Source organism: Streptomyces sp. NPDC054840 (genome assembly GCF_053611065.1).
This window is the reverse complement of sequence record NZ_JBSGZP010000146.1, coordinates 1-13,006: the sequence shown is the minus strand read 5'-3', so window position 1 is coordinate 13,006 and position 13,006 is coordinate 1. Positions and strand designations below refer to the sequence as shown.

Genomic DNA, 13,006 nt, shown 5'->3' with positions numbered 1-13,006 from the left:
GCTGGACGACCGGACGGTCCTGAACGGGATCGTGTGGAAGTTCCGGACCGGGGTCGCGTGGCGGGATGTGCCTGAGAGATACGGCCCGTGGGCCAGTCTCCACACTCGTTTCCGCAGGTGGGCGGCGGACGGGACCTTCGAGCGGATGCTCCGGGCCGCGCAGGCAAAGGCAGACGCCGCAGGCGATATCGAGTGGCTGGTGTCGGTCGTCAGTGCGGGTGTTGAATCTGGTGCAATTCCGCCTGTTCCTCGATCCGTACGTCCGCCCGGCTGCCGTAGCGGCCGATGGACCCCCGGAACGTCCGCTCGGCGGTCTTGGAGCTGTCCCACGTGCCGGTGACGGAGGGAGAGATCGGTGGCCCGAAGCGAAGCCTTAGGTGAAACGGCACGAGCGGATCATGAGCCGTCGAAAACCCTGCTGCAAGCCGCGAGCCCGAGGACGGGCACCGCCCTGCCTCGAACGTCATGCCGGCCAGGATTACGGGCAGCTTCGGCATGCTCAGGCACTCCACAGCATAGGCGTGGTTTTCCTCGGCCGAGGAAGCGCCCTGTGCCGCAGCCGCGCCGGCGCGCCCGTAGGTGGACTCCGGGCAGCTCAGGGCTGGTTGACCAACGCCCGGATGCGGTCCAGGCGCTCCATGGTTGCCTCCTCCCCGTACGCGGACACGCAGCGGGCCACGGCCGACACCGCGAACACCGTGGTCAACCGTGCGTCATCCAAATGGAGACGGGGCGCTGCTCCGTCGCCGGCGAGAGCGAGCACCACATCCTGGACGGCCTCCTCCATGGGGATGCGCTCCAGCCACGCGAGCCCTGCCGGCCCCATCATCGCGCGGCGGTACGGAGAGAAGCCGTGGGGGTGGGGCGGCCCGGTGCTACTGCCGCCAGAGCGCTCTGGTCACCGGGCCTCGCCCGCGCACGCCCTATCGGCGCGGACTGCGCCCGACCATAGTGGCGGGCGGCCAGCACCCCGCGGCACAACCACAGGGTTCGGCATCCCGTGTGAATGCGGGGGTCGGCGTTGACGCCCGACGCTGACCCGCCGTGGCAGGGATGCGGCGGCCGTCAGCTCCTAGTGCTGTGACCGGAAAGGTTCACCGGGTCACGACGCCCGGCACGGCACCTCGCCGCGTTGTCGGACCGCGCAAGTACGTCCGGTACGAGCCGCAGCCCTCCGCCTTGCGATGCACCACACCGGACGCCGCAGCCCGGCAAACCTTCCCGGCCACAGCACTAGGCGGCGCGGGTGATGAAGTGGCGGGTGTGCTCCGGGTTCAGGGCCTGGCCTGGAGGTGGTCGTGCATGACGCTGTAGTTCTGCACGTCGGATCGTTTCTCCAGGTAGAGGTCGCTGGTGAACCGCTCCAGATAGACCGTCCCCGACCCAGGGGCGTCCGGGAAGTCGAGGATGGAGAACTGCCCTGAGACGCCCGGATGGGCTCCGGCGTCGTGGGGGAGGACCTGCACGGTGATGTGCACGGCGGACGGGCTGCGCCAGGTTGGCCAGGACGCCGCCGACGAAGTGCGCCGCACCGCCACCGCCCCCGCGTCGACCTGTGACTGACCCCGCCATGAAGCCATGGGCGGGACAAGTGGATCGCCCCGCTGGTCCCGCCCCTCACTACAGTCGGCCGCACGGCCCCGCGCTGCGCACCGAGGCGGTGCGCCTGGTCGGCGGCAACGTGATCACCGCGAGCCCGGACACCCCTGGGGCTGACGCTTCGCATCGGCGTGGGGCGGCCGCGACCTCCTTGGATGTGACCTCGTAGCGATGCCCGGCGACGTGGCGGTGCGAGACGCAGCGCAGAAGGCGCCTGAAGTGTACAGTTCTGCACATGAGTGACACTTTGCCGATCACTGAGGCGCGAGCGAAGTTCGGATCGCTGGTCCGTCGTACATCCCACGCGCGCGAACGCATCACCATCACCGACCACGGCCAGCCGGCGGCCGTGCTCATCAATCCCCAGGAGCTCGCGGATCTGGAGGACGCCCTCGCCGTGGCCCTGTACCGGGAGCGGCAGTCCTCCGGCGCGGTGACCGTTGCACATGACGACGTGCGTGCCCGTCTCGGCCTAGAGCGCGGGTGACATACGCGGTCGTCTGGGACGAAGCCGCCATCGACGCGGCTGTCCGGTTCCTCAAGGACGATCCCGACGTGTAGGGAGCCGAGCACGACACTGCCGCGTCGAGGGCTGTCCGTGACGCGGTGGCCTGCCGCCACAATGAGCAAATGTCCGTCACCGCCGAACTGGATGGCATCGTCCGCGCGAGCGGCTTCAGCCCCGGCTGAGAAGGACCCAGTGCCCTGCCGATTCACCGTTGATGCTGCAGAGCATCGGCACCTGCGGCGATGACTTCGGCGAGCCGGTTGGCGAAGGCCGCGTTGCATCCCCCGAGCCGGACGAAACCGCGGCCGGCCACCGGCCCGCCGTTGCTCAGGGAGGGAAGGGTCAGGTCCGCGAGCGCGAGCGCCGCCTGGAGGTTGGTTACAGCCTCTTCGCCGGCCTGGTAGGCGGCGTCCTGGCGCCGCTTGCACTGCATTCGTTCAGAGTGGGACAACTCGTACACCATGTTGCTGACCTCTTGTGGCAAGCGTGGGGGATGAGGCGCCGGAGCGCGTTGTGTACCTGGTCGCCGTGCATCGGCCCTGGCCAGCACGCACGCCGCAGATGTCGACGGCAGTGCCCGCCTTGCCCGGGCAGGACCATTCCCCATGGCACGCCGCTCGGATGTGCCGCAGTGACCGGACGCTGGTGTGCCGGAGTGCGGTCCGAGGCGCATCGCGGTGGGTAGCCCAGGCTCGGGTGGGGCACAGGTGGGTAGACCGGGTACGGCCCGTGACTATCGGTTTCGATCTTCGTTTCAAAGGTGCAGGCGAGCACCCCTTTGACGTGTGGGAAGGACCGGGTTGGCCAGGGACTTAGCGGCTGCTACCGCCGTTGATCTTCGCGGTCGCCGCTCATGGGATGCCCGACCCTCTTGCGTCGTCGTCCGACAGTGCCGTTTCCGGTGGGACGCTCGCCCAGGATTCCCGCTCCCCGCGCTTGGACGGCGGACCGATCTCACCGACGGCAAGTCTGTCGGCCAGTCAGACTCCGCTGACAGTACGGACTTGAGCAACCCAAACCGAGGGCCCGAGCCTGGGACCGTGACATTGACTTGCACGAGTGGCACTGCCCCACGCGTACGACCGTTATGCGTATTACCCGAATCTGTGACCGTGGGCCGGAGAGCGGACAGCTGTGTTCTCTCCCGCGCGGTAGCCGGGAGGGAAACTGCTGCGTCTGGCCGCGGCCGTCTTCCCGAGCGGAATGGACACGGAGGGCGGCGGGGTTCGGTGTCGCGGAGCGGCTTGGCGAGGCGGTCGCGTGAGTGTGATCTGGCGGACCAGCTGCTGGAAGCAGGCCAGCGCCGCGACGGCAGGAAGAGCAGCCCCGGCCACGGAGGCGATCGTTCTGGGTGCCTGGGCTACGCACAGAAGCGTGGCCAGGGTGGAGAACAGCAAAACGATGGACCAGGAATGCAGCGCGCGGCGCTGGTGCAGAGCGGATCTGAGGATGGAGAGGGAGGCGACCATCCAGGGGCCGTAGATCAGCAGGGGCCACCAGCTGGCCACCTCGCGGTCCGTGTGGGGTTCGGCGCTGTGGCGCAGGGCGTCGCAGATGGCGAGCCCGCTGAGGATGCTCACCACAGCGGCGATGGCACCGACCAGCACGGCGGTGAACGCACTGCCCGTTTGCAGCAGGGTCATTGCCGGCGGCTTCGACGGGTTCCGGCGGTGCCCGCTGGAGGCTTGTGTGGGTGGACGCCCGGTAGGGGTGTGCTTCAGCCCTGCAACGAGGCCGAGGGTGCTGACCGTGTCACCGGTGGCCCCGGTGTCGTCGAAGCCGACTCGGGTGAAGGGCTCCGGTTGCCCGGGCGCAGCGCTCTCTTGAAGAAGGATGGCGAGTTCCTCAACCGGGTCCCACGGCGGATGCGCCTCACCGGGCCCGCCGAGCGGTTGCCCGGTGGAGGGGTGCTGTACGTTTTCTGGCCGGTCCCAGAACGCGGAGGTCTCCGGTTGGGGGTAGACACCGTGGATGTCCGGGTACCCGTACGACTCATACACGGGAGCTGCCACCCGAGCACTCGCCGACAGCCGTTGCGGACGCCGTCGTGTTCCCCATCCGCCTGCCGAAGTCGACCTGGATCACGCTCATCGTGTGGAGGAAGTCCTCAAGGATCGGGGAGGAGTACCGAAGATCGATTTCCAGATCTTCGTGTCTCAGGGTGGCGTTCCGGGGCTCGCCCCAGTCGGTGGAGGGCGGAGTGAACATCCACTTCCCGAGCCGGGTTGCCCCGGAGTGAAAGCTGCCTCCCTGTCCGTCTTCCTGCGCAGTCCTGCGGAGGAAGAAGGGGAGTTCTACTTTTGCCATATTCCATAAACGCTCTCCGTGCCGGTCTGGGTGTGTGCCATCCGGGTGACGGTGGTCGACGAATAAGCGTTGACGCGGGGCCTATCGGTTTTCCATACGAACCGGGAGGGCAGTAGCCGCGCCCCTTTTCGCGCCGCCACGCCGCACCTCGGAAGACGATGCGCTGCGGACGACGCACACAGCGCGACGGACCCTTCACCCCGTCCCGCACCGGCCGGGCACCCACGCGCATGCTCCGACGCGACGGCCCTGCTGCGTGCCGCGCACCCCCCGCGGCGGCTCGCATGCGCGGCGGGATCGTCTCCGCAATCACCGGCTCTCGCCGCAGGCCGTCATCCCTGTCTGCCCCTCAGGTTGAGCCCGCCCATCGCCGCTCCGTTGACTCCGCTTCCCGCCTGGCGGACGGTCCCGTCGCTCCACGGAAGCGCGCCGCTCCTCGGCCTGCGGTCCGCCGGGTCACCTCTCCCCCTTGGGCTGCAATCGGAGGAGAGGCCGCAACTCCGCATATGCCTACGCGTTATGCCGAGAGCCGCCGGGGTTCAGCCCTGTGCATCTCAGCTTTTGAAAGGACCAGTTGTGGGAGGAATCCTCCTGTGGATCGCGCTGATTTCTGCCGCGGTAGGCACGAGTTGCGCCGCACTGACGTCATCCGGGACCGGCCGACTCTGGCATGTCGACGCCCTCGAACTCAGGCGCCACCAACGCTTCAAGCACGTCCTGTCCCTCCATGTAGACGCCGTCCGGCTGTCTCGTCCGGCAGTCGCGGCGCCGACACGGCCAGGGGGGAGGCCCGTCACCGTCGTCTCCCCTCGTTCGAATGCGGAGCCGTTCCGAGTCGTCCATGAGCCGAGTTGGCCACCCTGCACACCAGCCCGTTAGGGCAGAGCGCCTCGCCGGCAGCCGACACCACGCGCTGAACGACTGCACCTGGCCTGAAGAACCAGACGCGGCAGGCTGGTGCGCCGCCCAATTCCGCACCTCAGGTCGAAAAGGCGGCTAATATCGCCGAAAACCCTGACAATCCGTTCCGCGCATTGCGCGTGCATCAAAACCCCGGCAATACGGACACTGGTGAAGGCGCACAAAACCCCGAAAATCTGCGCATTACCCGTTTCTGGCTTCGGGGGTTCGGAGCGGCCCAAGCACCTTTGGCTACGGACGAGGTGCACGATTCCGTAACCCGACCGGGAGCCGCAGATCCGCCCTGCCCCCCTGCTCGCCGGTCGCCGTGCGGCCGCCACCTCAGAGGGTGAGGACCAGCTTCCCGCGTACCCGCCCTGCCCTGCTCATGCGGTGTGCCGTCGCCGCGTCCTTCAGGGGGAGGACGGACTGGATCTCTACGTGCACTGCGCCGGAGTCGATGAGTGTGCCGATCCGTCGCAGCGCCGCGCCATCGGGAGCGACGATGACACGCCGGGCCACGATCCCGGGGAGGCGGTATGCCTCGTCGATGGGTTCCGGGAGGGTGATGAGGGTTCCGCCTGGCCGAAGGAGTCGCCACGACATGTGCTGCACCGGGCCGCCGACGGTATCCAGGACGATGTCGAAAGGATCCGCGGCGGACAGGTCGGCTGTCGTGCGGTCGACCGGCTCGTTGACGCCGAGGCGGCGCAGGAAGTCCAGGTTGTGGGGGGAGGCGGTGGCTGTGACGTGCGCCCCGAGCTGCCGGGCGAACTGCACGGCGAAGTGACCGACACCGCCGGCGCCCGCATGCACCAGGACGCGCAGGCCTGTATCCGCTCCTGCCGCTTCTAGCGCCTGCCACGCAGTCAGGGCCGCGAGGGGTACGGCGGCGGCCTCCGCGTAGGACAGCCGAGCCGGCTTGGGCGCCGCCGCGGAGGAGGGCAAGACTGCCAGTTCCTGGTAGGCGCCCCCGTACGGTAGCGGCAGCATCCCGTACACGGCCTCGCCCACGGCCGGGCCGCCCGGCACGGTGGTTCGCACCACCCCCGCCACGTCCCAGCCCATGCCCAGCGGAAAGAGGCGATCGTTGCGCACCGCTCCTTCTCTGTGCTTCCAGTCGACCGGGTTCACCCCTGCGGCCATGACCTCAATGAGTATCTCGCCGTCCGCCGGGGCCGGCTCGGGTCGCTGGGTGAGCTCCAGAACGCTCTCGTCGCCGTACCGCGAGAAAACCACTGCGCGCATCGAAGGCGCTCCTGTCGTGTCGGTCCTGCTCGTTGGTGTCCGCCGCGTCCGTCGTGTCGCGACGGGTTCCACCGTGCTGGATCGCCCGAGGCGGAGCCATTACCCCCCGAGTACCAGGGAGGGAAGGCGCTGAGGGGGGTACCGGCAGGGGGAGGTTCCCGGCCGCCTGGCCCGGGATACTGGCGGGCATGAACTCAGGCAGCGAACTCGGTAGGTTCCTCATGTCACGGCGCGCCCTGGTTACGCCGGCGGCGGCCGGAGTCCCCGCCCTGGGCCGGCGCCGGGTCACAGGGCTGCGTCGCGAGGAAGTAGCCGAACTCGCGGGCGTCAGCGCCGTCTACTACACGCGCTTGGAGCAGGGCCGCGCGCACAACCCATCGGACGCCGTGCTCGACGCGCTGGCGAGGGCGCTGCGAGTCGACGCCACCGCGCGTGCGCACATGTACGACCTGGTCCACCGGGACCGCAACCGGAGCGCGGCCACGTCCTCGGCCGATGCCGGGTCACCGGCGGCGGACATGTCGGTTCGGGACGGGCTGCGGCGTCTCCTGGCGGCGGTGGGCGCCGTCCCTGCATACGTCCTCAGTCCGGCGATGGACGTCCTCGTCGCCAACGACCTGGCTCGCGCCCTCGTGGGCGCTCCCAGCTCGGCTTGCGGTACGGGGTTCAACCTCGCCCGGCACGTCTTCCTCGACTCCGCTGCCCGGGAGCTGTACCCCCGGTGGGAGGAGATCGCCTGCCAGACCGTCGGGTTTCTCCGCTTCGCGGCGGGGCGTCGTCCCGCCGACGCGCAACTCGCTCGCCTCGTCGCCGAACTGTGCGTCCAAAGCGTGGAGTTCCGTTCTCTGTGGGCAACGCAGGAAGTGGGGGAGAAGTCTTACGGCGTGAAGAGGTTCCTGCATCCCGTGGTAGGCGGCTTCGATCTAGATTACGAGACGCTCGCGCTCCCCGGCGACGAAGGGCGCTCCCTTGTGGTCTTCACTGCCCCCGACGCCCGCTCGGACGCCGCGCTGCGGCTACTCGGCAGTTGGACGGCGCCACCCCCGACAGACACCCTGGGCCCGCCGGCAGCGACACCGTCCAACGCCGCGCCCTCCTCAAGGTCGCCCGAACCGGCCAGTTCGCTGCACGGCCCCGCTGACCGGCAGCACGCCGGGTGCGTGACCAATCTCAGGCGCAGTCATCCGATTTCGGCTTCGGGATGACCGCCGGCGCTATCACCGGTCGAGGTCTGTGACCTCTTCGTACGCTTCCACCAGCAGGGCAAGCACCTTCGGATCTGCTCGCGCACCGCCGGGTCGGTGATGAGTCCGTCCGTGTCGATCATCTGCGAGGCAACCGGAATGCTGGCGCAGGCCGATTCCACGATGGCGGCGCCGGTGTAGCCGAGTACCAGGCGCAGCCTGCTCTCCGCACCCTGGCCCCGCCCAGAGACGGCGGCGTTCACCCAGGCCACGGGCTTATCGCAGATCTCGGTGCCGCCGACCGTCCAGTCCAGCAGGTTCTTGAACGAGCCGGGCAGAGTACCCGCGTACTCCGGAGTGCAGATCAAGACCGCGGCAGCCTCCCTGATCGCAGCCCGCAGCCCGCAGCCCGCAGCCCGCAGCCGGCGACAGGAGCCGGTAGCGGATCGGTGTCGTCTGCTCCGCACCGCCGGGGGTGCGCCTGCGGGAGTTCCCGGCTGCGGGGGAGCCCCGTGGAGCTACAAGCAGGCCGGAATTCCGCGTCTTCGCCCTCAGCCAGCCGCCGTTTCACCCCCTTCCCGCCCACCCCACCCATGCTTACCTCACGCTGCACAACCCGACCCCTTCTCGGTCCCTCAACGCCCTCCCCGCCCAATGGACGGCAGCCCCCCGGCGTCACACCGGTCGTCCTCGGGTGCCGTACCGGTGTCGGACACGTGGGGTGCCGGAGCTCAGTGGATCGTTACGGCTGGTGGACGCTGAGGTCGACAGAACGTCGGCCAGTGCGCCCGGTTTGTGCCGCAGGGTGGAGTCCAGGAAGGCGAGGGTGGCTGAGGCGACGCCGCGCGGGCTCTGTCGGCGCGGGCTTGCATGCACCGCACCGGAACCGGCCCTGCCCCAGCTGGACGCGATGGCGGCGCCAGCCGCCCCGTGACGCCGTCGTCCCCGCTTCCCTCATCGAAGATCCCAAGACGACGCACGGCGCGGGCGTTGGCACGCCGTGACGCCCGGCGACGGGAGCCAAGCCGTGAGGAACCGGCCCGGGCCCGGTGTCGGCAGGCACGGCCCGGCGCCGTGGAGCGGCGGGACCGGCGATGACGCGCCGCTAATGGACGACAGAGCAGCGGCGGGGGACAGCGGGAAGGCGCGGCAACCAACGGCCCGTGAACAACAGGCAGCAGCCGCGCGGTGAGGGCGGGACTGCGACCGCGCGGCTGGCAGGCGGCTCAGGCCGGGCCTCCGCGGCGGGCGGGACAGCCACCGCATGTCAGCGCGCGGCGGGGAGCGGCCGCGCTACTCCGAGCCAGGTCTGAGAATCCCTGGCCGCCCATCGCTCGAAGTCGCATGTGCGGGCCTGTCGTCCGTGGGGTCCAAGTAGTGCCGACACCACCCCGGCACGGATTAAAGTGCGGTCAGGCTCCCTGACCTGCCCGTGCCCGGAAGTCGTCCATGAGCGAATCGAGGCAGTCCCGCGCCCCACGTGCGCCGCCGGCGAGTGCCGCGGCCTGACCCGCCCACAGGCTGCAGAGATCCTCCCGCCCTTGGGCACCGGCTTCGCGGCGGACGGACTGCATCAGTGCGCTCTGCACGGGGTACGCGGGCACGGTCTCCTCGTACGGGGCCATGTCACGGACGAACCGGTTCACGATTCCTCGGGCGGTACGGCCCGTGAAGAGACGCGTGAGAACGGTGGTGCGGGCCTCGGGGGAGCCGAGTGCCCTTTTGTGGGCTTCGCTCGCCCCCGATTCGCGGGTGGCGAGGAAGGCGGTGCCGATCTGGACGGCGTCGGCGCCCAGGGTGAGCGCCGCGGCCATCCCCCGGCCGTCGGCGATCCCGTCGGCGGCGATGACGAGAACGCCGAAGGCGTCGGCCACTTGGGGCACGAGCGAGAACGTCCCCACGAGCGACTCCCGTACCGGCCGCAGGAAGACGCCCCGGTGGCCGCCGACATCGGCGCCGGAGGCCACGACGGCGTCGACGCCAGACGCACTCCAGTTCGACGGCCTCGTCCACGGTGGTCGCCGTGCCGATCACCGCGATGCCCCGGCGGCGGGCCTCGTCCATAACCCTTCAGGGCGGAATCCCCACCACGAAACTGATGACCGGGGGCTCGGCTTCGACCACCGCGTCCACCTGGGTATCGAAGTCCGGCCCCGGCGTGACGTCCTCGGCCGCACGCGGGCAGCCCGAGATCGGCGCGGTACGGGTGCAGCCGCCGGATGTGCGGCACCACTTCGGCGGGGTCCGGCCATGGCCCGGCCTCGTCCTGCTGGGGAACCCAGAGGTTGACCGCGAACGGGCGGCTGGTCCGGTTGGTGTAGGGCAGGAAGTCGAGTGGGCAGGGTCCGGGGCTGGCATGAACGACGCAGTCCGAGAGGACGCCGAGCGGGTACCGGCCGGTGGCTTTCGCGGTGTTGGTCATCTTTGGGTGCATGTTGACCCGGGCCTTGGAGACGAGCGCGGCACGGGTGTCGGGCCGCCAGGTCGGCCGCTCCAGCGCCGGCCATCGCTCCCCGTCGGGGCGCAGCGTGACTGCAGTGCACGACGTTCACGACCGACGGGGATCAAGGCAACCGCTGGCCGAGACCGCCATTCATGGGCTCATCGCTTCCGCCCGCGCAGGCGTGCCGCCATTCTCCACGCCGGGTGTACAACGCTCACCGGCCGCAACGTGATGAGTAGGGTGAGCGTCCCGGCGCTGAGGAGAGGTGCCTTGCGGTTTCCCGCTCCATCCCACGTCGCGGAGCAGGAGGCGTGGCGGGTTCCTGGCGAATCCGACCACACCGCCGAGGTATGGGCATGGCGGCGAGCAGAAGGGCCGGGTCCCGGTCTGTGACCGCCGCCCAGACCTCGTCGCTCATGGGCGGCCGACGGTGCCGGAGTCGTCCAGCGCGTCCATCGCTTGCGGTTGGGCCGGAATCAGGCCCGGCTTTACTCCCTCAGGCATCTGCTGCTTGCGGCGGAGTCCGGTTACGTAGGTAGCGATCGGTTCGGTGTAGCGGGCCGTCAGCGGACCGACGACGACCAGCACGAGGACGTAGGCGGTGGCCAGGGGACCGAGGGAGGGTTCGATGCCGGCGGTGACGGCGAGGCCGGCGATGACGATGGAGAACTCGCCTCGGGCCACAAGGGTGCCACCGGCGCGCCACCGGCCCTTGACGGAGATCCCGGCGCGCCGGGCGGCCCAGTAGCCGGTGGCGATCTTCGTGGCGGCCGTGACGATGGCCAGGGCGAGCGCGGGCAGGATGACCGGGGGGATGCTGGCGGGGTCGGTGTGCAGGCCGAAGAAGACGAAGAACACCGCGGCGAACAGGTCTCGCAGCGGGCTCAGCAGACTGTGGGCGCCCTCGGCGACTTCCCCGGAGAGGGCGATGCCGACGAGGAAGGCGCCGACGGCGGCGGAGACCTGGAGCTGCTGGGCTATGCCTGCGACCAGGAGGGTGAGGCCGAGGACGACCAGCAGCAGCTTTTCGGGGTCGTCGCTGGAGACGAAGCGGGAGATGACCCTGCCGAAGCGGACGGCCAAGAAGAGGACGAGTCCGGCCACGCCGAGGGCGATGGCGAGGGTGGCGCTGCCGGCGGCCAGGCTCACTCCCGCGAGCAGGGCGGTGATGATCGGCAGGTAGACGGCCATCGCGAGGTCTTCGAGGACCAGGATGCTCAGGATGACGGGGGTCTCGCGGTTGCCGAGCCGTCCGAGGTCGCCCATGACCTTGGCGATGACGCCGGAGGAGGAGATCCAGGTGACGCCGGCCAGGACGACGGCGGCGACCGGGCCCCATCCAAGCAGGAGGGCCATGCCGGCCCCGGGCAGGGCGTTGAGGGTGAAGTCGACAAGGCCGGCCGGGTACTGGGTCTTGAGGTTGGAGACCAGGTCGCTCGCCGTGTACTCCAGCCCGAGCATGAGCAGGAGCAGGATGACGCCTATCTCGGCGCCGATGGCGACGAACTCCTCGCTCGTGCCGAGCGGCAGGAGTCCGCCCTTGCCGAAGGCGAGGCCGGCCAGGAGGTAGAGGGGTATAGGGGAGAACTGGAAGCGTCCGGCGAAACGGCCCAGCAGGCCCAGGGCGAGGATGATCGCGCCGAACTCGATCAGGAAGACAGCGGAGGAGTGCATACGCTCACTCCCGGCCGAGGATCGCAGCGGCGGCCTCGGCGCCCTCGCGGGTGCCGATCACGATGAGGGTGTCCCCGCCGGCCAGCCGGAAGTCGGGCCCAGGGGACGGAATCGCCCCGGCCCGGCGCAGCACAGCCACGATCGACACGCCGGTCTCCGTTCGCATGCGGGTGTCACCCAGCACCCGCCCATTCCAGTGGGAGATGGAGGACAGCTCGATCCGCTCCGCCACCAGCCCCAGGTCGGTCGTGGAGAGAAGGTTCGGGCTGTGGTGCGAGGGCATCAACGCGTCGATCAGTGCCTCCGTCTCGCCGCCGGTCAGCTTCACCGACAGCGCGCACTCGTCCGGCTCGTCCCGCTGGTAGGCGTTCAGCGTCCGGGCGCCGTCGCGGTGGGCGATCACGGACAGACGGCGATGCTCGCGAGTGGTGAGGTCGTATCGAACCCCTATACCCGGCAGCGGAGTACGACTCACGCGAGGAACAGGCACGGCAAATCCCCAGGTTTGTGGTGTTATCGGCGGAAGATGGAGGTGGACAGTGCACCTCATGTCGTCACCTTATCCCTTCGTTAATCACCCGAATCGGTGAAAATGTGCGCTCGATGGAAGATGCCGCGGCTCCTCTTGAGGAGCGGTGTGGGGGAGGTTTGACGGCAAGTCATGCCGCGCTGTCATCGCCCTATTTCTGGCCTGTGCCCGTTCCTCCCCGGCTCCGGCATCATGGTGGAGGTTCCAATGGCGGAGGCCCGGGGCGAGGGAGGAATTGCGTGGTGGAGTGGCGGCGTCTGAGTTCCGGTGCCCGCCCTGTGCCCCACCCCGTCGCAACCCCCTCGGTGTGGGCAGCCGCAGGTGTCGCGGCCCTCGTCGTGGTCACAGTCCTCAACTACCTGAGCGGCCATGGCGACCCCAGGATCGATCTTCTCCTCCTGTCCATCCTTTGCGCCGTACTGAGCACCGGAGCCCGGCTCATGGCTGCACCGGGCACAGCCCTGGTCTGCTGGCTCACCCTCAACGGCTTCGCCACACCCCCCATGGGCGAACTGACCTGGTCCGCCGGCTCCGACCTGGTCCGCCTCGGATGCCTCCTGGCGGCGGCGAGCGCCGGAACCGCCATCGCCCGCATCGCCCATGCCCGCGCGGCG

General features: G+C 69.5%; 13 protein-coding genes and 2 pseudogenes. 3 read left to right on the top strand and 12 right to left on the bottom strand.

Annotation, left to right across the window (positions count from 1 at the left end; translation table 11 throughout):
* Position 1 precedes the first annotated feature (1 nt).
* A pseudogene (locus ACWGIU_RS13565) lies at positions 2–136 on the top strand (transposase); the annotation flags it as partial.
* Positions 137–209: 73 nt separating this feature from the next.
* Here the strand turns inward: ACWGIU_RS13565 and ACWGIU_RS13560 are convergent.
* The 3 genes from ACWGIU_RS13560 to ACWGIU_RS13550 form a co-directional block, all read right to left on the bottom strand.
* Complete coding sequence (locus ACWGIU_RS13560) at positions 210–497, bottom strand: hypothetical protein (protein WP_453705368.1); 288 nt, start codon at positions 495–497, stop codon at positions 210–212.
* Positions 498–595: 98 nt separating this feature from the next.
* Positions 596–829, bottom strand: coding sequence for a hypothetical protein (locus ACWGIU_RS13555; RefSeq protein WP_453705366.1), 234 nt, complete (start codon positions 827–829; stop codon positions 596–598).
* Positions 830–1,274: 445 nt separating this feature from the next.
* Positions 1,275–1,478, bottom strand: a complete 204-nt coding sequence (locus ACWGIU_RS13550) for a Scr1 family TA system antitoxin-like transcriptional regulator (protein WP_453705364.1) — start codon at positions 1,476–1,478, stop codon at positions 1,275–1,277.
* A gap of 356 nt (positions 1,479–1,834) precedes the next feature.
* On the opposite strand from ACWGIU_RS13550, the gene ACWGIU_RS13545 reads away from it, so the two are divergent.
* Positions 1,835–2,086, top strand: coding sequence for a type II toxin-antitoxin system Phd/YefM family antitoxin (locus ACWGIU_RS13545; protein WP_453705362.1), 252 nt, complete (start codon positions 1,835–1,837; stop codon positions 2,084–2,086).
* Between the two features lie 226 nt (positions 2,087–2,312).
* Here the strand turns inward: ACWGIU_RS13545 and ACWGIU_RS13540 are convergent, their stop codons facing one another.
* The 4 genes from ACWGIU_RS13540 to ACWGIU_RS13525 all read right to left on the bottom strand — a co-directional run bounded on the left by ACWGIU_RS13540 (position 2,313) and on the right by ACWGIU_RS13525 (position 6,562).
* A complete protein-coding gene (locus ACWGIU_RS13540) occupies positions 2,313–2,570 on the bottom strand; it encodes a hypothetical protein (RefSeq protein ID WP_453705360.1) in 258 nt (85 codons plus the stop codon).
* Between the two features lie 631 nt (positions 2,571–3,201).
* A complete protein-coding gene (locus ACWGIU_RS13535; protein ID WP_453705358.1) occupies positions 3,202–3,750 on the bottom strand; it encodes a DUF2637 domain-containing protein in 549 nt (182 codons plus the stop codon).
* A 349-nt stretch (positions 3,751–4,099) separates the two neighbouring features.
* Complete coding sequence (locus tag ACWGIU_RS13530) at positions 4,100–4,414, bottom strand: hypothetical protein (protein ID WP_453705356.1); 315 nt, start codon at positions 4,412–4,414, stop codon at positions 4,100–4,102.
* A 1,242-nt stretch (positions 4,415–5,656) separates the two neighbouring features.
* On the bottom strand, positions 5,657–6,562 hold the full coding sequence (locus ACWGIU_RS13525; protein WP_453705354.1) for an NADP-dependent oxidoreductase: 906 nt from the start codon (positions 6,560–6,562) through the stop codon (positions 5,657–5,659).
* A gap of 188 nt (positions 6,563–6,750) precedes the next feature.
* Here ACWGIU_RS13525 and ACWGIU_RS13520 point away from each other — a divergent pair, with 188 nt between their 5' ends.
* On the top strand, positions 6,751–7,767 hold the full coding sequence (locus ACWGIU_RS13520) for a helix-turn-helix domain-containing protein (protein ID WP_453705352.1): 1,017 nt from the start codon (positions 6,751–6,753) through the stop codon (positions 7,765–7,767).
* On the opposite strand, the gene ACWGIU_RS13515 is transcribed toward ACWGIU_RS13520, so the two are convergent.
* From ACWGIU_RS13515 to ACWGIU_RS13495, 5 genes and pseudogenes are all read right to left on the bottom strand, one after another.
* Positions 7,743–8,114: an NADPH-dependent FMN reductase gene (locus ACWGIU_RS13515; protein ID WP_453705350.1), complete on the bottom strand. Its 372-nt coding sequence runs from the start codon at positions 8,112–8,114 to the stop codon at positions 7,743–7,745. The genes ACWGIU_RS13520 and ACWGIU_RS13515 overlap by 25 nt on opposite strands.
* A gap of 1,044 nt (positions 8,115–9,158) precedes the next feature.
* Positions 9,159–9,713 carry an NAD(P)H-dependent flavin oxidoreductase gene (locus ACWGIU_RS13510; protein WP_453705348.1) on the bottom strand — a complete coding sequence of 185 codons (555 nt, stop codon included), beginning with the start codon at positions 9,711–9,713 and terminating at the stop codon, positions 9,159–9,161.
* Between the two features lie 350 nt (positions 9,714–10,063).
* Positions 10,064–10,264: pseudogene (locus tag ACWGIU_RS13505) on the bottom strand (hypothetical protein); the annotation flags it as partial.
* 339 nt (positions 10,265–10,603) lie between these two features.
* Positions 10,604–11,863, bottom strand: coding sequence for a cation:proton antiporter (locus ACWGIU_RS13500; RefSeq protein WP_453705346.1), 1,260 nt, complete (start codon positions 11,861–11,863; stop codon positions 10,604–10,606).
* Positions 11,864–11,867: 4 nt separating this feature from the next.
* Entirely contained in the window at positions 11,868–12,353 is a 486-nt protein-coding gene (locus ACWGIU_RS13495; protein ID WP_453705344.1) for a cation:proton antiporter regulatory subunit, read from the bottom strand.
* Between the last annotated feature and the right edge of the window lie 653 nt (positions 12,354–13,006).